The organism is Gilliamella sp. App2-1 (genome assembly GCF_001690255.1).
Taxonomy (GTDB): domain Bacteria; phylum Pseudomonadota; class Gammaproteobacteria; order Enterobacterales; family Orbaceae; genus Gilliamella; species Gilliamella apicola_G.
This window is the reverse complement of record NZ_LZGR01000073.1, coordinates 179,232-199,748: the sequence shown is the minus strand read 5'-3', so window position 1 is coordinate 199,748 and position 20,517 is coordinate 179,232. Positions and strand designations below refer to the sequence as shown.

Sequence of the window (20,517 nt, the reverse complement as noted above, 5' to 3'; positions counted from 1 at the left end):
CAAAATCTTTCGGGTTAGGTGTATGTTTGAGTCAATGATTTGTTTGAACGAATAAAAATAACTACGATAAAAATGTTCAATGATGATATATGAAGTACATACAACTATACGACAAAAGGATAATTAGGAGTTCGATAGTGAATACAAAGGAATTAGCGAAGTTAAGAGCAATTATTCCTGAAATGAAACGAGTCAAACATATTCACTTTGTGGGTATTGGTGGTGCTGGTATGGGAGGGATTGCTGAAGTTTTAGCTAATGAAGGATACGAAATTAGTGGATCAGATATCGCTGAAAATGCGGTTACTCAACATCTAGAAACATTAGGTGCAAAAATTGTCATTGGCCATACTGCTGAAAATGTGATTAATTCTAGTGTTGTTGTTATTTCTTCGGCTATTTCACAAGATAACATTGAAGTGATTGCTGCTCGGCAAGCGCGTATACCAGTCATTCAACGAGCTGAAATGCTTGCTGAATTAATGCGTTTTCGCTATGGAATTGCTATTGCTGGCACTCATGGTAAAACGACTACAACCGCAATGGTAACTGCAATCTATGCCGAAGCAAAACTTGACCCAACTTTTGTCAATGGAGGTTTGGTTAAAGCAGCTGGAACTCATGCACAATTGGGTAGTAGTCGTTATTTTATTGCCGAAGCAGATGAAAGTGATGCATCGTTTCTTCATTTGCAGCCAATGGTCTCTATTATAACAAATATCGAACCAGACCATATGGATACTTATCAAGGTAGTATTGATAATCTTAAACAGACATTTATTTCATTTTTACGTAACCTTCCATTTTATGGTTTAGCGATTATGTGTTATGACGATACCATTAATCGTGAATTATTGCCGATTGTTGGACGTAAAGTCATTACTTATGGGTTTAGTGAAGAAGCTGATGTAGTTATTAAAAATTATCGTCAAGAACGAGGGGTTAGTTATTACACGGTGTGCCGCCCAGATCGCCAAGATTTAAATATTGAGTTAAATGCACCAGGTAAACATAATGCTTTAAATTCAGCAGCTGCAATTATTGCTGCAACCGAAGAGGGTATTGATGATGAATCAATTATAAATGCATTAGCTAAATTTGCTGGTACTAGTCGACGTTTTGATTTATTAGGTGTTTTTCCTCATGCTGATGGTGGAGATATTATGATGGTTGATGATTATGGTCATCATCCAAGTGAAGTCAATGCCACTATTCAAGCTGCTAGAAATGGTTGGCCTGATCGTCGCTTAGTTATGTTATTTCAACCACATCGATATACACGAACTCGCGATTTATTTGATGATTTCGCACAAGTACTTTCTCAAGTTGATGCACTTGTCATGTTGGATGTCTATTCAGCGGGTGAACAGCCTATTGCTGGGGCTGATAGCCGATCTTTATGTCGTTCAATTCGTAATCGAGGCAAAGTTGATCCAATTTATGTTTCTGATTTAGATTTGTTACCCGAAATTATGCAAGAAATATTACAAGGTGGTGATTTATTATTAACACAAGGTGCTGGTAGTGTTGGTCGTATAGCGCACCAATTAGCTAAAACTCAATTATTTTCAAAAGAGGTTTTATAAAAATGGTTGATAAAGTTGCTGTATTGTATGGTGGTACTTCTGCTGAGCGAGAAGTTTCACTTAAGTCAGGTGAAGCTGTACATGCAGGATTATTGGCAAATGGTATTGATGCCCATCTTATTGACACGAAAAATCACGCTATCACACAATTGAAAGAAGAAGGATTTACAAAAGTATTTAATATTTTACACGGACGTGGTGGTGAAGATGGTATCATTCAAGCAATGTTGACTTATCAAAATATTCCTTATACTGGAAGTGATATTCTTTCATCTGCGCTGACTATGGATAAGTTAAAAACTAAGTTGGTTTGGAAAGCACTTGACCTACCTGTTGCTGACTATGTTATGGTTAATAAATCGCAGATGGTTGATATTGATGCTATTGTAAAACAACTTGGACTACCATTATTTGTAAAACCAATTCATGAGGGTTCTAGTGTAGGTATGGCTCGGGTTAATGAAGCCTCTGAATTGAAAAATGCTATTGACATGGCTTTTCAATATGATGATGCGATAATGATTGAATCATTTTTAGCTGGTCCAGAATTTACAGTGGCAATTGTAGGTGAAGAGGTTTTACCTGCAATTCGCATTAAACCCACTACCAAATTTTATGATTATGATGCAAAGTATCTATCGGACTCAACGCAATACTTTTGTCCAAGTGGTTTACCAGATAACAAAGAACAACAGATTCGCAAATTAGCGTTAGATGCTTATAAAGCTGTTGGATGCAGAGGCTGGGGGCGGGTCGATGTTATGTTTGATGCGAATCAAAAGCCGTACTTGCTTGAAGTGAATACAGCACCTGGTATGACCGATCATAGCTTAGTGCCAATGGCAGCCAAACAACATGGTTGGTCATTTAATGAACTTGTGTTCAGAATTTTAAATTTGGCAACACTATAATTGGCCTTATTTTATGAAACAAGTTCGACAAGCAGCTCATAGAGAAGATAGAATTAGGAGGCGGCTGCTTATCTTTCGTAATACAGAACAGTTGTTGGGTTTTTTGTTCTTTATTATGATTATTTTTATTAGTATTTGGGTAGTTCAAAGCTTTAAAAATTGGATGGATGATCCCGAACAAATGGTTTTATCTCAATTAACATTAAGCGGGGAACATACCTATACAACTGAGGACGATCTTCGAGAGGCCATTCTAGGATTAGGGTTGCCTAATACCTACATTGGACAAGATGTGAATGATATTCAACAAGAAGTAATGCGATTTCCGTGGGTAAAACAAACCAGTGTACGTAAACAGTGGCCAGATAGGCTAATTACCTATGTGGAAGAATATAAGCCTGTACTTTATTGGAATGATCTATTTTTACTTGATAAAAATGGCATTGTTTTTAGTGTGCCACTTGACCGTATTGTCGAATTACAGTTACCAAGACTATATGGTCCTGAGAGTAAAGCAAAAACGGCATTAGAAATTTATTATAAATTAGAGAATCTTTCTAAAAAACTGGCTAATAATCAGTTGGCATTACATATAAAAACAGCTATAACTGATGAGCGTAATGCATGGCAATTAATGGTAGAACAGTGTGCATCTGGTGTTTGCCTTGAAAATCAAGAAATAAAGTTGTTGTTAGGTAGTGAAAATATTGAAAATCGATATCAACAATTCATTAAATTATTTCCGGAAATTCAGTTAAGGGTACCAGAAAATGAAAGAATAACGGTAGCTGATTTACGTTACGAAAACGGTATTTCAGTGCAAAGAGAAAAAATGGGGCAGTAAGGAATAAATTAAGGCTGAAGTATGAAAGCAACAGAAAAAAAATTGGTCGTTGGATTAGAAGTAGGTACATCCAAAGTACTCGCTCTTGTTGGTGAAGTTCTTCCTGATGGTATTGTTAATATTATTGGTGTGGGACACTGCCCATCAAAAGGGGTAGATAAAGGTGGTGTGAACGATCTTGAGTCTGTCGTGAAATCAATTCAACGTGCGGTTGATCAAGCTGAATTAATGGCTGATTGCCAAATATCTTCAGTATATTTAAGTCTTTCAGGTAAACATATCCGCTGCCAAAATGAAATAGGTATGGTACCAATAGCGGATGAAGAAGTAACCGCAGAGGATGTCGACAATGTTGTTCATACAGCAAAATCAGTCAGAATTTTAGATGAGCACCGTATTTTGCATGTCATTGCGCAAGAATATTCTATCGATTTGCAAGAAGGAATTAAAAATCCTATTGGCTTATCCGGAGTAAGAATGAAGGCTAAAGTTCATTTAGTCACCTGTCATAATGATATGGCAAGAAATATTGTTAAAGCAGTCGAACGTTGCGGATTGAAAGTGGATCAACTTATTTTTTCTGGATTGGCTTCTAGCTATGCAGTTTTAACGGATGATGAAAAAGAATTAGGTGTTTGCGTAATTGATATAGGTGGCGGCACAATGGATGTGACAGTATATACTGGTGGTGCTTTACGTCATTCTGTTGTCATTCCTTATGCTGGCAATGTTGTTACTAGTGATATTGCTTATGCGTTTGGCGCACCGCCAATGGATGCTGAAAATATTAAGATTCGTTATGGATGTGCTGTAGGTTCGCTAATTGGTAAAGATGAAGTCATTGATGTACCAAGTGTTGGAGGAAGGCCGTCTCGTTCATTACAAAGACAAACTCTTACTGATGTAATTGAACCTCGTTATTCAGAGCTTCTTTCATTAGTACAAAAAGAATTACTTGTATTGCAAGAAGAACTAAAAAAACAAAATGTTAAATATCAATTGGCAGCAGGTATTGTATTAACTGGTGGTGCAGCTCAAATAAAAGGGATGGTAGAGTGCGCTGAAAAAGTTTTCCAAAATCAAGTTCGTATTGGGCAGCCATTAAATATATCTGGCTTAACCGACTATGTGCAAAAACCTTATTGTTCAACAACTATAGGGTTATTACATTATGGGAAACAGAGTTTATTAAATGATGAAGCTAAAGATAGTGATAAATCATCATTAAAAGGGATAGCTAAACGATTGACCGGTTGGTTTAAAAAAGAATTTTAGCTAATATATTTCAAGAACTTCGTGGACATTGTAGACGATTATCTGTACAATGTTCGCAGATCGTAAATTTGGAGATAAGTTATGTTTGAGCCTATGGTTGCAGATGATGAACCAGCAGCAGTCATTAAAGTTATTGGTGTCGGTGGTGGCGGAGGTAATGCTGTCGAGCATATGATTGCTGAGCATATTGAGGGTGTTGAATTTTTTGCGGCAAATACCGATGCGCAGGCATTGAAAAGAATTAAGGTAGGTCAAACTATTCAAATCGGTACTAATGTTACTAAAGGACTTGGCGCAGGTGCTAACCCTGAAGTTGGAAGGAATTCTGCTGAAGAAGATCGTGAGGTTATCCGTAGTGCTATTGAAGGCGCCGATATGGTTTTCATCGCAGCAGGAATGGGAGGAGGCACAGGCACTGGTGCTGCCCCAGTTGTTGCGGAAATAGCAAAAGAATTAGGTATTTTGACTGTTGCTGTTGTCACTAAACCTTTTGGCTTTGAGGGCAAAAAGCGTATGGCTTTTGCGGAGCAAGGTATTTCTGAATTAGCAAAACATGTCGATTCACTGATTACTATTCCAAATGATAAGTTATTAAAAGTGTTAGGTCGTGGTGTTAAATTACTGGACGCTTTTGCCGCCGCTAATGGTGTTTTAAAAGGTGCTGTGCAAGGTATTGCTGAGCTTATTACTAAACCAGGTCATATCAATGTCGACTTCGCCGATGTAAGAACGGTGATGTCTGAAATGGGGTATGCGATGATGGGATCTGGTCGAGCTAGTGGTGATAATCGTGCAGAAGAAGCCGCTGAAATGGCAATTTCTAGTCCATTACTTGAAGATATCGATTTATCGGGTGCTCGAGGCGTATTAGTAAATGTAACAGCTGGTTTAGATCTTGGTTTAGAAGAGTTTGAAACAGTAGGTAGTACAGTTAGAGCATTTGCTTCTGACAATGCTACTGTTGTTGTAGGTACAACGTTTGATCCTGATATGTCTGATGAAATTCGAGTAACAGTGGTTGCAACCGGTATTGGTATGGATAGACGTTCAGAAGTCAAAATACCTAAACCTGTATCACATAATGAATTATTTTCTCAAAGTAATACATTGGTACAACAAGAAGATAAATTGGCTAAGGTTGTTAATGAACCAACAGCCTCTTCTCTTGAAGATCATAAAATTTTAGATATTCCAGCTTTCATACGTAAGCAAGCGAATTAAATGAACTTATTTGATTTTTTATTGTCAAAATCAATAGTCGCAAACAAAAAGTAGGTGCAAAGTGAAACAAAGAACATTAAAAAAGACTATTCAAGCAACTGGTGTTGGTTTACATACTGGCAAGAAGGTTACTTTGATATTGCGCCCTGCGCCTGAAAATACAGGTATTATTTATCGTCGTACTGATCTAAATCCACATGTAGATTTTCCTGTGGATGCAAAATCTGTACGTGATACAATGCTTTGTACTTGTTTAATAAACGAAGACAATGTTCGTATTTCGACTGTTGAGCATATTAATTCTGCTTTAGCTGGGTTTGGTATTGATAATATCATTATCGAGGTTAATGCTCCTGAAATACCAATAATGGATGGTAGCGCAAGCCCATTTGTTTATTTATTACTTGATGCTGGTATTGCTGAACAAAACGCACTGAAAAGGTTTTTACGCGTAAAAGAGACAGTTCGAGTTGAAAATGGTGATAAATGGGCAGAAGTAAGACCTTATAGTGGTTTTAGATTAGATTTTACTATTGATTTTCATCATCCAGCTATCGATAGTAGTTCGCAACGTTACCAATTAGATTTTTCGTCTGAATCATTCATTCGTCAGATCAGTCGCGCAAGAACTTTTGGTTTTATGCGTGATATTGAAGCGTTACAGTCTAAAGGCTTGTGCTTAGGTGGTAGCTTAGATTGTGCAATTGTGGTTGATGATTATAAAGTGCTTAATGAAGATGGTTTGCGTTTTGAAGATGAGTTTGTACGCCACAAAATGCTTGATACTATCGGCGATTTATATATGAGTGGTCATAATATGATTGGTGAAGTAATTTGTTATAAATCAGGTCATGCATTGAATAATCAATTATTACAAGCATTATTGGCGAAACAAGATGCATGGGAATATGTGACATTTACAGAAGAGCAAACAGTGCCACTTGCGTTGGGTACCCAACAGCTTATTCTAGCGTAAAATCACAAAGTAATATTGTTTCATATTATAGGCGCTCCTATTTTTAATGGGAGCGTTTTTATTTTATATTGAAGAGATAATAACATGAATAATAGCCATTTTTTTGCTCATTTATCACGATTAAAACTAATTAACCGTTGGCCTTTAATGCGTAATTTAAGAACTGAAAATGTATCAGAGCACAGCTTACAAGTTGCTTTTGTGGCACATGCTTTAGCAATAATTAAAAATAAGAAATTTAATGGTAATGTTAATCCCGAGCGAATTGCATTATTGGCAATGTATCATGATGTTTCAGAAGTCATAACCGGTGATCTACCAACACCTACAAAGTATTATAATCCGCAAATCACGGTTGAATATAAAAAGATTGAAAAAATAGCACAACATAAACTTATTAATATGCTACCTAAAGAGTTACAAGATGATTTTAGAGCATTAATCGATGATGATTTTTATGATGAAGCAGAAAAAAGCATCGTAAAACAGGCTGACGCATTATGTGCCTATCTTAAAACTATTGAAGAATTGAGTGCAGGTAATAATGAATTTAAATTGGCCGAACAACGTTTAAAAAAGACTTTAGCTGAACGTAATAGTCCCGAAATGAACTACTTTTTAGACGTTTTTACTCCAAGCTTTAGCTTATCACTAGATGAGATAACTATGTAAAAATAATTTATCTATCTAAATATTCTTTATTTTATGCTTATCATACTTTCTTAATAAAAATATTTCTTGTTTAGAAATTCTAATTTTATGGATGCAAAATAATTATAATTAATGTGCTTTATGTGAGATTATAATTTATATTTTGATAAATATAACGTTTGACAGGTCTACCAATAAATAGGTACGTCAAATGCTTTTTAAGCTCGTCGAGTTCCTCAAATTAATCAAGGTATTTTTCGATATACGAGATAACGAAATTAACTCAACTATGTTACTCATGGGAAAATCGCAATTACATTGAAGAATAACATCTTGAACGTTGTGTAAGGCTTGATTATCGATACCTTTAGGTAACCCTTTGTTATAATAAGCTGGTTTGGCAAAAATCCGATCATCTAGTTGATGTAGGTTGAATATTTTGGATGATGATAACAACCGTATGCGTTCTTGATAGGAAATCAATGCAGTTCGTAATCGCTCAAAAGTGAAAGATTTTACAATATAATCAATCAAACCTAAATGCTGTGCAGTTTGAACTCATTGGTTTTACAAGCGGCAATTACCATATAATATCAATTTTGGAGTAACTAATGTGAATGTGCTGCAATAATTCTATCCCATTGAGTTTTGGCATAAATACGTCAAATAGGACTAAATCAATATGATTGTCATGAATATAATGTAGAGCTTGTTCACCATTACTGACATTAGCATTAAATTAAAACCGGGAACCATTTATATGTATTTTTTATTAAGCTCTACCACTATAGGGTCGTCTTCAACCATTAAAACATCAACCATGAATCTCTTTTTCCCTATATAAGTGGTAATAATACTTTAAACTTGCGTTAATATTCGTGTTTATTCGGTTTCAATTTGGAGAAAAGCTAAATTTTAAGATATAGGTGTTTGTATGCTTTTTATTATATTATTTGATGAAGAGATAATATTAGCGATATTTTCAACTTGTTGACGAAAAGCCTGTAAATATTCATTATTAACAATTGAATAATAAATATATTTTTAGTAATAGTTGATAAGATAAAAACCAAAAAAAGAACAAGCAGATAAACTGATATTTAAGTGTTAATCGATTTAAAAGGTATTTCATTTAATAGCTCTTTCGATAGCAATGCAGTGAATTTATATTCACCTAATAATAAATAAATCTGCTAATAAAATGGTAATTAGCAGATTTATTATTAATACAACTTAACTAATAAAATAATACACTTATTTTGCCGCATTTTTTACGCTTTCAGCCACAACTTTGGCAACATTGGGTTCAAAAGCATTAGGTAATATGCATTCTACTGATAATTTATCGTCAGGTACAATACTTGCTAAACCTCTGGCTGCGGCTAATTGCATTCCTAAAGTAATATTTTTGGCTCTCGCATCCAAAGCTCCTCTAAAAATTCCTGGGAATGCCAATACATTATTAATTTGATTTGGATAATCACTACGACCAGTACCGACAATATAAGCCCCTGCAGCTTTTGCTTCTTCTGGAAATATTTCAGGTGTTGGATTAGCCATTGCAAAAATAATCGATTTTTCTGCCATCGTTGCAACCCATTCAGCCTTTAATACGCCTGGTGCTGAAACTCCAATAAAAACATCAGCTCCTTTAATAGCATCTTCTAATGTGCCCTTTTGTTTTTCACAATTGGTTCTTTTAGCCATTGCTAAATGATGCGGTGGTAATGAATTATTATCTTCAGATAAAATACCAACTTTATCGACCACTTTTAAATTGGTTACACCAGCTGCTAATAACATGTCAGCAATAGCTAAGCCTGCAGCGCCTCCGCCATTTATAACAATCTTAGTCGACTCAATCTTTTTGCCTGCAACTTTTAATGCATTGTATAATGCCGCTAATACAACAATAGCCGTACCATGTTGATCGTCATGAAATACTGGTATATCTAATATTTCTTGCAAACGTTTTTCAATTTCAAAACATCGTGGCGCACTAATATCTTCAAGATTAATACCACCAAAAGAAGGTGCTAATGCAGCAATAAGTTTAACCAGTTCATCAGGATCTTGTGTGTTTAATGATAAAGGAACGGCATCTACATTAGCAAATTGTTTGAATAATATTGCTTTGCCTTCCATTACAGGAATAGCTGCCTCTGGTCCAATATTGCCAAGTCCTAATACCGCTGAGCCATCAGTGATAACTGCAACTAAATTACGTTTACTTGTATATTCGTAAACAGATGCTGGATTTTTAGCTATTTCTGTACAGACTGCTGCCACGCCAGGGGTATAAGCGATACTCAGATCTACCATAGAATTTACTGGTACTTTTGAACGAATTTCTAATTTTCCATGCATTTGTTTACTAATTGCTAATGCTTTTTCTTGAACTGTTGTCATAATTATTCCTTTCAAATTATTTTTAATATATATTTAATCCACTTTTCTAATGTTATGTATTCATATATCTTTTCATTTTAAAATGTAATCTAATTTCTCATAATGTCTTATTTCTTTTTTTATCACATAAGTAGGTAATGTAATATTGCTATGGTGCTAATAACCATTAACGCACCGCCTAAACGAGTTATTTGTGCAAAACAAAAGGCTTTAGGTTCATTCGATTTGCAGTAGATAGTGTTGCTACATCGCCAGTTCCGCCCATACTGCTTTGACATGGATACCTTTTTAAGAAAAACTACAAACAAAACCTGTCATAGAAATGGTAAACACGACTGAAATAATTGTAATAAAATAAAAGATAGTTAATACATTAACATCACTGCCCAAGTCAATATATAACAAACCTAATCCAGCTATGAGAGGAAAAGTAAAATTACCAGAGATAAATTCATACCATTGCTGACATCCACTCTTTACGCTTTCTAATCGTAAACGGAAATATTTTACAATAGCTGTAATAATAATCATTAATACTGGGCTAGGAAAATGAGTAATCTTTGCTAAAATCATACCAAAGATAAATAATGTGGCTAAAATCATCACTGCGCCACTCATAGCGCTAGCATTTAATGGCGTTTTGTCTTCTTTTAAAGCAACAGCTAATCCATCAAATTAATTGTCCATGACCGCTTAAGTGTGGTTTCACTTCACCAATTCGGCTCATTATGGTAGTAAAGGTAATAGCAAAAAAAGTTACCCACGACCGTTGCAAGAATTAATGCTCTAATAAATGAATCATAAACTTGATTAAGAATATTGCTGTAGCCGTTAAATAATTGTAATACACCCTCACTAATGCCGCCAGCCATAACAGGCCGATATAGTATAGAAAAAAGCATGCTCCCAAGTGTCGTCAACGACAACGGCTACTGAAACACCAGTCTATTGCTGAACTTGTTTAATATTGATGAACAGATAACGAATGGTTATTTTGATAACCCGTGGTTGTTAAGATAGAACTGACAAAATAGAATAGTTAAAATAGCAAAACAACTAATTAATTCTATCTGCTTACGTATTGATTTGTTAGTGTTTAGAAATATGAATACAAATTATTAACTAGTAATCAGGCGGCAATTTATACCGCCTAAAATCTACCTTTTTAGAATAGATATTGTTTATATTAATAAATAACTATTGATCTAATTTGGTGGTATTAGCATAAGGACCATATAAAATACCATTATATTTTATTGGATGAGGTGTAAATAATCTCGCTGCCGCTAATCCGGATATTGTCACACTATGATCTCTAACGGTATCACTAATTTGTGTAATTGCAGCTGAAAGTAACGTGCTAATTAGGCTATTGCTCGATTGTTGGTTTTCAGTACTTGATGCAGATGCAGTACCAGTCCAAATTACTTTAGAAGTTTGAACATCTACTAACTTCGCTTCTAATGTAACACGAGTATCACTCTGTATAATCTGATAATTAGTTCCATAATTTATTATTTTTAGATATAACACCGCATCAGGATTAAAAATTTGTTGTAACTTTGTTAAAGTGACCGAATGAATATCATCAGCAATAGTGAAACCATTTTGTTTAAACACTTCATTGGTTAAATTAACAGGAAAAACATAATATCCTGCTTCAGCTAAAGGCAATGTGACTTGAGACAATACTCCGTAACTCGCATTGATTTCGTTTGAATGATTAGTAGGTAATAATACCAAAATAGAGGTAGGTTTACTTTCTTCAAATGCTGTATAGTCATAGTCTTTTTTATTTGTTGCACAACCTACTAGCATGAAAAGTGCAAATATAGTTCCTGCTAGCGCAGTAAATTTATTATTCATTGATTAATGTCCTTGATATTTTTGTTCAATAAAATCAATAAAGCTTTTTGATTCAGGGAAGAGCAATTTTTCTGCTTCAAAGTGTTCAAATGCTTTATCTTTTTTTCCTACAGTTGAATATAATAGACCTAAGTGTGCATGCAGTCCTGGCGGAACTGGCTTATTTGCTGATTTTGCTTTTTCAATAATATGTTCTAATGATTGAATTTGTTCAGCATGTCCAGTTTTGTCAGATTGAGTATAGTTATAAAGATTCTCTTGATAATCATCCCAATAATAAATAGTTTTAGGAGATGATTGGCAACCATTCAAAAATAATAGCATCCCCATGAATAATAAATGTACAAAACATTGTTTTTTTAACATCATTATGATCCTTATATCATTAATTGTAATTTTTACTTAGTTACGGGTTTCCATGTACCATTATCCAATCCATTAATTAAATTATTAACAGCTTCTCGAATCGCTAAATCTAGTACTTTGCCATTAAGAGTTGAGTCATAACCAGCTTTACCTCCAAAACCAAGTATTTCACGATTTGATAAATTATACTCCCCAGCTCCTTGTACCGAATAAGCAACTTGAGTTGTTTGTATGTCAATAATATTTAAAGTAACTTTGGCATAAGCAACTTGTTGTTTACCTTTACCAAGAATGCCCCATAATTGGTGATCTCCAACTTCTTTGCGGCCAAATTCAGTCACATCTCCTGAGATAATATAATTAGCACCTATCACTTTTTGTTGCTGCTTTCTATATTTCGCTTCAGTCGCTAATTCTTGCATATTGGTTCTATCTAATACATTAAAGTGATTAGTTTGCTGTAAATGACTAATTAATAAAGTTTTAGATTGATTACCGAGTCTATCTACACCATCAGAAAAAATACCATTTTGGTAATTAGAGCGATTCTCGAATTTACCTATAGCAATATTCGTTTTTAGACCTTGATATTCAGAGCGATAGCTATTTACTGTTGGTAATTCAACAGATCTTGAAGACTCTTTAGCACAGCCAAATAATAAACTACTGGTTATCATTATTCCTATTAATTGTTTTATATTCATTCTTTTTTGTCCTTTATTTTTACTTTTCATTTACCGGATTATTTCAAATTTTAACTGCAAATAATATATGATTAAAAATGATTATCAATCATAATATTGATTTTTTATAAAATACAATAAAAAAATATGAGATTAGTTGTTTTTAAATTTGCCTTAATAATGATGGTGTAGAGTAGTCATTTTGATAAACATTATCTGGATTTGACCGTATTTTCTAAATAGAAATTAATGGATAAAGAGGTGGGAATAGAATCTAGCTTTTTATACTAAAAGGTGTAGTTAACCTAAAATTCCGTGACAAAAAATTAAATCATTTTAGTTGTCTATTATCGAAATAAACAGTTTGTATTTTATCAATTTCTTTATTCAAAGCATCTATAACTAAGTTTGGATGACCGCTTATTTGCGAATCAATCATTCACGACTAAACCCGTATCTTATTGAGCTTACTCAATATTGGTTAGCAGATAATGGATATTATTTTGATGACGAGTGGTTGTTAAGATATAACTGTCAAAATATTTAGCCTGATATAAATAATCAGTTACAGCATTAGCGAAAACATGATTCCTTCAACTAATATTTAAAAATGATGCTTACAAATTTGATTAAAGTTATAGATTAATGTAAATATTAAGTATGAATAATGCAAGTTAGATGCCGGCATAAATTATCATTGTGAGTAACCAAATTCTCACAATGATTAGATGATTAATCTTCTTTACCACGGATTTTACGAGATAAGCGTTTAAATCCATGAGTAAATTTTTTAATTGCCATGGCAAAAAAAGGAACCTTAATTTTGATATTAAAACGTTCTTTTAATTCAATTGCGTCATTGGCTTTAGTTAACCAAATAAAACCTGAGTTAGTTAAATCAATGGCTTTGATTTTTCCATCAGATGTTAAGATAAAATTGCCACCATGAACATCATTAGAGACCAGATTATAACTGTGCAGTTTTTCTATACAGTTTTTTATTTGTTCGCCATACTCTTTCATTTCTTCCCATTTTAAAGATCGTCCTTCAATAAAATTGAAAATCATATAATGACGCTTTGTTTTTTGGTCGAAAGCAACCAAGTAAAGTTCATAAGCAATATCACATTTATCAAGTGATATTTTGGCGAGTTTACGAATTAAATTGAAATAAAAATCACCTGTAATTTTGGCGATCAAGCGACGCTCTAAACGGTGTTCAACGCCACCATCAATTTTAAAAATAAATTGGCTTTTATTATGATTGATTAAATAAGTATATCGCTCTAATTTATCGCTAGGATCGAGTAATTCATGATGCCCTTCTTCCGCCAAAAATTGGTCAAAAAGGTCTAGATAATTGATTTCGTCATTTTGTACATAAGCGAATTTTATATCGCCACGTTGGATTTCAATAATTTTTGCAAAGTTATTCAAATTTATTGCCTTAAAATACATAAAAAATTATGCTTATCTTAAACATTATCCCCATTAAAGTAAACGAAGCTATGATCTTTGTATTGCTCGATCCACTTTACACAAAAGTGACTAAAATTGGTGTTATACTGATAATAAGATGAAAATACTATTATTAACAAATAGATAAATCGATTATTCTTGATTATTTATGAAAAACAACGTATCAGTATGGTTTTTATATATTATTAGAACAGCAAAGCAATCATTGTATACAGGTATCACCACTGATGTTGCTAGGCGTTTGCAACAACATAAAAATGGTAAAGGTGCTAAACATTTAAAAGGTCATAAAGATCTCAGTATTGTTTATCAAGTTAATGTGGGTGATAGGTCAACTGCGCTTAAAATTGAGTATCGAATAAAGCAGCTATCTAAGCAAAAAAAAGAACGATTGGTTTTGCAACAACCTAATTTAGAACAGTTGTTGCTTTTAATTGTGTTATAAATGGTACACTTTAGTGTCTTAAAGTGTAAAGATTGAAGGCAGATTTTGTTGTTGCTTGATTTCTTAATTTTGTAACATTGCCATCAATTGTGGTGGTGGCGATTTTATGGTGGTAATTTGCTGTGCAAATTCAACTAATTGTTGATGCCAAAAATCATCATCAGTCATCCATGGAAAGGCGATGGGAAAAGCAGGATCTTGCCAGCGTTCTAAAATCCATGCTAAATGGTGAACCAATCTCATTGCTCTTAAAGGTTCAATAAGTTGTAATTGATGGTTATCAAAGTCATAAAACTCTTGATACATTTCAATTAGCATATCTAACTGTATGCGTCGCTCTTGCTGATTGCCAGAAAGCAACATCCACAGATCTTGAATAGCAGGACCATTACGCGCATCATCAAAATCAACAAACATTGCATTATCACGCCATAAAATATTGCCTGCGTGACAATCGGCATGTAGGCGAATAGGTTGCCAATCGTTATGCCAATGTTGTTCAACAGTTTTTATTAGTTGGGTTAAAAGACCTTTAAGATCAGTTTGAATTTTTTTTGGAATATAAGTACTAGATAATAAGGTATCTTGTGGTTGGTAAAGATATTCTTCGAGTCCGATAGTCGGGCGGTGTAAAAATGTTTGCTTAGCACCAATTTGGTGGATACGCCCAAGTAGCATCCCAATGGATTCCATTTGTTCGATATTATCCATCTCGTATTGCCTACCACCAACACTTGGGAACAGGGCAAACAGATAACCTTGATACTCGTGTAGCGTGGTATGATTAAACGTTAATGGCGCAATCACCGGTATTTCAGCATCAGCTAATTGCTGCGTGAATTGATGTTCTTCCAAGATCTGATTTTTATTCCAGCGATGAGGGCGATAAAATTTCGCAACATAACGTTTGCGATCTTCATCTTGAAATTGATAAACCCGATTTTCATAACTATTTAATACGGTTAACCCGGAATCTACAGATATGCCTATTGAAGATAAGCTATCAAGAATAAGATCCGGCGATAAAGATTGAAACGAAAATGTTGAACTATTCATTAAATGATTTCCATTATTGCTGACTAAACCATTCATCTAATTTTTGTTTTAACGCTTCAAGTCCAATACGTTTAGGCGATGAAAAAGGCGTAACGGTAATATTTCCCTGAAAAGGTAAGATGGCCTCTTTAACCATATTAACCTGTTTTTTTTGCGCACCAGAAGCCAGCTTATCCGCTTTAGTCAGTAATAGCATAACAGGGATATCAACTGAAACAGCCCATTCGATCATCTGTTGATCTAAATCTTTTAAAGGGTGCCTGATATCCATTAATACAACCAGTCCTTTTAGGCTTTCGCGTTTTTGGAGATATTCGCCCAGTGATTTTTGCCATTTTCGTTTTATCGCTTCCGGCACCTGAGCATAACCATAACCCGGTAAATCAACTAAACGGCAATTTTCTTCAACTTCAAAAAGGTTGATGAGTTGTGTTCGTCCTGGGGTTTTACTCGTTCTAGCGAGACCTTTTTGATTGGTTAAGGTATTTAGTGCACTTGATTTACCTGCATTAGAGCGACCCGCAAAAGCAATCTCGACACCACTGTCAATAGGTAGATGAGAAATATCGGGCGCACTTAAAATAAAATGAGTTTTGGCATAATTTAATGGGTGAAAATCGGTCATAAATAAGTATCCTTTAAATGCAACGGCACTTAATTGATTAAAATGCCGTTACTGTATAGAAAAACTTAAGCATTGACAACCTTTTCCACGGCTTTTTCAAATCGCAACATACCTTCTTTTATCTCATGATCTGAAATAATGAGTGATGGTGTAAAGCGCAGCACATTTGGACCAGCATTTAAGATCATCACCCTAAACTCAGTGGCAACGTTTAAAAAATCGCGCGCTTTATTGTGAAATTTGGGTTGTAACTCTGCACCTAATAACAATCCTTTACCTCGGTATTCACGAAATAGTTTAAATTGATCATTAATTTCTTCGAGTTTTTCAATGAACAGAGCACGCCGTTTTTGTACGCCATCAAGTACTTCAGGGGAGTTAATAATATCAAAAGCTTCACAGCCCACCGCACAAGCAAGAGGATTACCCCCGTAAGTGGTACCATGCACGCCAGGATGCATGACTGACGCAATTTCATTGGTTGTTAACATAGCACTAATTGGAAATCCGCCCCCTAATGCCTTAGCGGAGGTTAAAATATCGGGTTTTACATTATATTGTTGATAAGTATATAAACTGCCTGTTCGCCCCATCCCGCATTGTACTTCATCAAATACAAGTAGTGCTTGGTATTCATCACATAACTCACGCACACCTTGTAAAAATTCTGGTGTTGCTGAGGTTAATCCGCCTTCGCCTTGTACTGGCTCTAATACAACCGCACAAGTATGGTCATCTATTACCGCTTTAACGGCATTAAGATCATTAAAAGGAACATGAATGATATCAGCAGGTTTTGGTCCAAAACCATCAGAATATTTTGCTTGTCCGCCTACCGAAACGGTGAAAAACGTACGACCATGAAAAGATTGATAAAAAGCAATGATTTTGCTCTTATAGGGGCTATATCTTTGTGCTGCATAATATCGCGCTAGCTTAAACGCGGCCTCATTAGCTTCCGCCCCTGAATTGGCAAAAAAAACACGGTCAGCAAAAGTATTATCAATAAGCTTCTGCGCAAGATTTAATGACGGTTCATTCGTAAAAACATTGCTGACATGCCATAACTTTTCACTTTGCTCATGTAGAGCTTTAACTAGTTTTGGGTGGCAATGACCCAACGCATTGACCGCTATGCCGCCTGCAAAATCAATATACTCTTTACCTTCTTGATCCCAAACTCGGCTACCTTGACCTTTAACAGGAATAAATTGAGCTGGTGCATAAACAGGTAAAATGACTTTATCAAAAAGTGCCCGTGTGATTTTTGGCTGCATTATTCAATCCTTATTTTATTAAATAGTTTAGATTATTTTAATCGAACTAATTACAGTGTAAAGTAAATAATTATTCATATAATTTAAATTAATATTCACTTTTATGGGTGTTTTAAAGTAGAATACTTATGCAATAATTTCCTTCTGATTTATAACTATTTTCAGGTATAATCACACACTATTTTTTAATTCAACTTAAAAGAGATAAAAATGAGTCGTGTTGTTTATTGTCATTATTTAAAAAAAGAAACAGACGGTTTAGATTTCCAATTGTATCCTGGGGAACTTGGCAAACGTATTTTTAATGAAATATCAAAACAAGCATGGCAAGAATGGCTTAAAAAGCAAACGATGCTAATTAACGAAAATAAGCTCAATATGATGAATCTTGAACACCGTAAAAAGATTGAAGCTGAAATGATTAAATTTCTATTTGAAGGCGAAGAAGTTGTTATTGATGGCTATAAACCCCAAAATTGAGATATCAAATGACTAATAATAAAAAAATTATTACATTACTGATTACTGTGAGCCTATTATCTGGTTGTTCTAGCAAAGATTTGAACAATCATAATGATGATTATTATGTTAAAGATACCAATGCTTTTAATATTTTGATTGGACAATATGCTAACAATATTGAACAAATTTGGGGGCCTAAAGAAATTTTGATAGCAGGCCCTAAAGACTATGTTCAATATGAAGATAATTTACAAACGCGCGTCCATATTAATTTTGTTTCAGGGGTGATTACTATTGAAACTATGTCTGAATCACCAATAGATAATTTAAAAGATGCAATAGTTTCGACCTTACTTATGCCAGAACCGGTCGATATTATTCGCCATGATAAAATCAGTCAAGATTTATCCGGAGAACCATTTTTATACAATCAAGTATTGGATCAAGAACATCAACCTATTCGTTGGAGTGGTAGAGCAAATAGTTTTGCTGATTACGTACTAGCCAATAATTTGAAACAACGTATATCAGGTGCGCATAGAATTACTTATGTTGAAATAAAACTAGTTCCTAACCATATTAATCAACGAGCTAGAAAATTCTTACCATTAGTGACTGAAGCGTCTAATCGCTATTTTATTGATGAACGCTTGATTTTAGCTATTATAGAAGTGGAATCAGCCTTTAACCCTTATGCTGTTAGTCGAACAGATGCTCTTGGTCTTATGCAAGTGCAACAACATACAGCTGGGCGTGATATTTTTAAATTACGGGGTAAATCAGGGGAGCCAAGCCGAAAATTTTTACTTGATCCACGTAATAATGTTGATATGGGAACTGCTTATTTGTCATTGTTAAAAACAAAATATTTAGCGGGGATTGATAATCCAGTTTCATTACGATATGCCATGATTACCTCATATAACGGTGGAGCAGGTAGTGTGCTTCGTACATTCTCAAATGATCGTAATGAAGCAATTAATATTATTAACTCCATGACACCACAGCAAGTTTATCGAAAATTAGTTACTTCTCATGTTTCTCAAGAATCACGCAATTATCTGATAAAAGTCAGTAGGATTTTAGATAACAAATAAGCTAGTAACAAAGATGAATAGCCCCTCATCATTCATTACGAATGATGAGGGGCTATTAAACTCGGGAAAGATAGCAATAATAGATTGTTTAGCGTTGTTTTCACTAAAAACATTTAAATAAAAATCAAATAAAATCAATGTCATGCCTGAGTTGTTTTATAGAAAACACACCAATCTTTTACAACATTCAAAGGTTATTATTTCCGTTTATTTGGCGTCGAAATGTGGCTACAAGTGATTAAGGTTAGTCCGCAAAACGTGAACAAATTTTCCAGAAAAACTTACCCCACACATTTTTTACTATAAGCAACTTCTTTAATAAACAGCGATTTTTCTAGTTTTAAAATTTTTTAATAAAAAAAACGTGATCTGCTTTAAATTTTGAGTATACTATGCGTCTCATAAAACCCTAGTTTTTTTGAGGATGTTAGTTTGAGTACCGATAAACTTGTAGATTCCTATTCTCCCGCACAAATGACCCAAATTGCCGAAGACATTGGCAATTACAAAGTAAATAAACCCCTATGTAGCACAATGTTATCCGCAATGCTTGCAGGTATTTTTATCTCTATCGCTTTCGTATTTTATATTACTGTAACAACCGGAACTGCAACCGTTGCTTTTGGTTTAGCAAAATTGGTAGGTGGTATTTGTTTCTCATTAGGACTTATGTTGGTTGTTTGTTGTGGTTCTGACTTGTTTACTTCAACAGTATTAACGATTTTACCTAAAATGACTCATAAAGTGAGCTGGGTGAAAATGATCCGTAATTGGATTTTAGTATATATCGGTAACTTTATTGGTGCTATACTGTTTGTCACAGTTATTTGGTTTTCAGGTCAGTATATGGTTGCCAATGGTTTGTGGGGATTAAATGTTCTACAAACTGCTGACCATAAATTACATCATACCTTTATTGAAGCAGTGTGTCTTGGTTTTCTTGCCAATTTAATGGTGTGTTTAGCGGCTTGGATGAGTTATGCTGGGCGCAGTTTGCTAGACAAAATGTTAATCATGGTTTTACCTGTTGCAATGTTCGTTGCAAGTGGATTTGAACATAGTATTGCAAATATGTTTATGATTCCTATGGGGATTGTGATTAATAATTTTGCTTCTCCTGAATTTTGGCAAGCGGTTGGCGTATCATCAGATACATTTAAAGAGCTAACTATAGCGCATTTTGTGTTTAACAATTTAATCCCAGTTACACTAGGGAATATTTTAGGTGGTTTAGCTGTAGCACTACCTTATTGGGCTTTATATCTACGCAAGCCACATTGATTTTAAA

At 34.4% G+C, this 20,517-nt stretch carries 20 protein-coding genes and 3 pseudogenes; 11 read left to right on the top strand and 12 right to left on the bottom strand.

The annotated features are described in order from the left end of the window. Positions 1–137 precede the first annotated feature (137 nt). The 7 genes from murC (at position 138) to yfbR (ending at position 7,485) form a co-directional block, all read left to right on the top strand. Positions 138–1,586, top strand: a complete 1,449-nt coding sequence (gene murC, locus A9G22_RS10935) for a UDP-N-acetylmuramate--L-alanine ligase (RefSeq protein ID WP_065586974.1) — start codon at positions 138–140, stop codon at positions 1,584–1,586. A 2-nt stretch (positions 1,587–1,588) separates the two neighbouring features. Continuing rightward, positions 1,589–2,497 (top strand): D-alanine--D-alanine ligase, encoded by a 909-nt coding sequence (locus A9G22_RS10930; protein ID WP_065586973.1) that lies wholly within the window; start codon positions 1,589–1,591, stop codon positions 2,495–2,497. Positions 2,498–2,510: 13 nt separating this feature from the next. Continuing rightward, positions 2,511–3,341 (top strand): FtsQ-type POTRA domain-containing protein, encoded by an 831-nt coding sequence (locus A9G22_RS10925; protein ID WP_065586972.1) that lies wholly within the window; start codon positions 2,511–2,513, stop codon positions 3,339–3,341. A 21-nt stretch (positions 3,342–3,362) separates the two neighbouring features. After that, a complete protein-coding gene (gene ftsA, locus A9G22_RS10920; protein ID WP_065586971.1) occupies positions 3,363–4,616 on the top strand; it encodes a cell division protein FtsA in 1,254 nt (417 codons plus the stop codon). Between the two features lie 81 nt (positions 4,617–4,697). Next, positions 4,698–5,837, top strand: a complete 1,140-nt coding sequence (ftsZ, locus tag A9G22_RS10915; RefSeq protein WP_065586970.1) for a cell division protein FtsZ — start codon at positions 4,698–4,700, stop codon at positions 5,835–5,837. 61 nt (positions 5,838–5,898) lie between these two features. Further along, on the top strand, positions 5,899–6,813 hold the full coding sequence (gene lpxC, locus A9G22_RS10910) for a UDP-3-O-acyl-N-acetylglucosamine deacetylase (protein ID WP_065586969.1): 915 nt from the start codon (positions 5,899–5,901) through the stop codon (positions 6,811–6,813). A gap of 84 nt (positions 6,814–6,897) precedes the next feature. Beyond that, positions 6,898–7,485: a 5'-deoxynucleotidase gene (yfbR, locus tag A9G22_RS10905; protein ID WP_065586968.1), complete on the top strand. Its 588-nt coding sequence runs from the start codon at positions 6,898–6,900 to the stop codon at positions 7,483–7,485. Positions 7,486–8,044: 559 nt separating this feature from the next. Here yfbR and A9G22_RS11900 read toward each other — a convergent pair. The 9 genes and pseudogenes from A9G22_RS11900 to A9G22_RS10875 form a co-directional block, all read right to left on the bottom strand. Beyond that, positions 8,045–8,182: pseudogene (locus A9G22_RS11900) on the bottom strand (response regulator); the annotation flags it as partial. 536 nt (positions 8,183–8,718) lie between these two features. Continuing rightward, positions 8,719–9,873, bottom strand: a complete 1,155-nt coding sequence (locus A9G22_RS10900; RefSeq protein WP_065586967.1) for an NAD(P)-dependent malic enzyme — start codon at positions 9,871–9,873, stop codon at positions 8,719–8,721. 187 nt (positions 9,874–10,060) lie between these two features. Continuing rightward, a pseudogene (locus A9G22_RS11895) lies at positions 10,061–10,141 on the bottom strand (2-hydroxycarboxylate transporter family protein); the annotation flags it as partial. Positions 10,142–10,161: 20 nt separating this feature from the next. Beyond that, positions 10,162–10,512: pseudogene (locus tag A9G22_RS10895) on the bottom strand (2-hydroxycarboxylate transporter family protein); the annotation flags it as partial. Positions 10,513–10,583: 71 nt separating this feature from the next. Next, entirely contained in the window at positions 10,584–10,775 is a 192-nt protein-coding gene (locus tag A9G22_RS11290; protein WP_141670050.1) for a 2-hydroxycarboxylate transporter family protein, read from the bottom strand. A gap of 295 nt (positions 10,776–11,070) precedes the next feature. Next, the gene (locus A9G22_RS10890; RefSeq protein ID WP_065586965.1) at positions 11,071–11,739 is read right to left on the bottom strand and encodes a DUF799 domain-containing protein; all 669 of its coding nucleotides are present in this window, start codon (positions 11,737–11,739) and stop codon (positions 11,071–11,073) included. Positions 11,740–11,742: 3 nt separating this feature from the next. Further along, positions 11,743–12,105, bottom strand: a complete 363-nt coding sequence (locus tag A9G22_RS10885) for a DUF4810 domain-containing protein (RefSeq protein WP_218058808.1) — start codon at positions 12,103–12,105, stop codon at positions 11,743–11,745. A gap of 32 nt (positions 12,106–12,137) precedes the next feature. Then, the gene (locus A9G22_RS10880; RefSeq protein WP_065586963.1) at positions 12,138–12,809 is read right to left on the bottom strand and encodes a CsgG/HfaB family protein; all 672 of its coding nucleotides are present in this window, start codon (positions 12,807–12,809) and stop codon (positions 12,138–12,140) included. 711 nt (positions 12,810–13,520) lie between these two features. Beyond that, positions 13,521–14,225, bottom strand: coding sequence for a lipopolysaccharide core heptose(II) kinase RfaY (locus tag A9G22_RS10875; protein WP_065586962.1), 705 nt, complete (start codon positions 14,223–14,225; stop codon positions 13,521–13,523). Positions 14,226–14,415: 190 nt separating this feature from the next. On the opposite strand from A9G22_RS10875, the gene A9G22_RS10870 reads away from it, so the two are divergent. Then, complete coding sequence (locus tag A9G22_RS10870; RefSeq protein ID WP_075508893.1) at positions 14,416–14,712, top strand: GIY-YIG nuclease family protein; 297 nt, start codon at positions 14,416–14,418, stop codon at positions 14,710–14,712. A gap of 63 nt (positions 14,713–14,775) precedes the next feature. Here the strand turns inward: A9G22_RS10870 and A9G22_RS10865 are convergent, their stop codons facing one another. The 3 genes from A9G22_RS10865 to argD all read right to left on the bottom strand — a co-directional run bounded on the left by A9G22_RS10865 (position 14,776) and on the right by argD (position 17,670). Further along, a complete protein-coding gene (locus A9G22_RS10865) occupies positions 14,776–15,768 on the bottom strand; it encodes a serine/threonine protein kinase (RefSeq protein WP_065586960.1) in 993 nt (330 codons plus the stop codon). Between the two features lie 13 nt (positions 15,769–15,781). After that, positions 15,782–16,393: a ribosome biogenesis GTP-binding protein YihA/YsxC gene (yihA, locus tag A9G22_RS10860; protein ID WP_065586959.1), complete on the bottom strand. Its 612-nt coding sequence runs from the start codon at positions 16,391–16,393 to the stop codon at positions 15,782–15,784. 65 nt (positions 16,394–16,458) lie between these two features. Beyond that, complete coding sequence (gene argD, locus A9G22_RS10855) at positions 16,459–17,670, bottom strand: bifunctional acetylornithine/succinyldiaminopimelate transaminase (protein WP_065586958.1); 1,212 nt, start codon at positions 17,668–17,670, stop codon at positions 16,459–16,461. Positions 17,671–17,880: 210 nt separating this feature from the next. On the opposite strand from argD, the gene A9G22_RS10850 reads away from it, so the two are divergent. The 3 genes from A9G22_RS10850 (at position 17,881) to focA (ending at position 20,510) form a co-directional block, all read left to right on the top strand. Next, complete coding sequence (locus A9G22_RS10850; protein ID WP_065586957.1) at positions 17,881–18,150, top strand: oxidative damage protection protein; 270 nt, start codon at positions 17,881–17,883, stop codon at positions 18,148–18,150. 8 nt (positions 18,151–18,158) lie between these two features. Then, a complete protein-coding gene (mltC, locus tag A9G22_RS10845; protein ID WP_065586956.1) occupies positions 18,159–19,229 on the top strand; it encodes a membrane-bound lytic murein transglycosylase MltC in 1,071 nt (356 codons plus the stop codon). Positions 19,230–19,661: 432 nt separating this feature from the next. Beyond that, entirely contained in the window at positions 19,662–20,510 is an 849-nt protein-coding gene (gene focA / locus A9G22_RS10840; protein WP_081296984.1) for a formate transporter FocA, read from the top strand. The last annotated feature ends 7 nt before the right edge of the window (positions 20,511–20,517 follow it).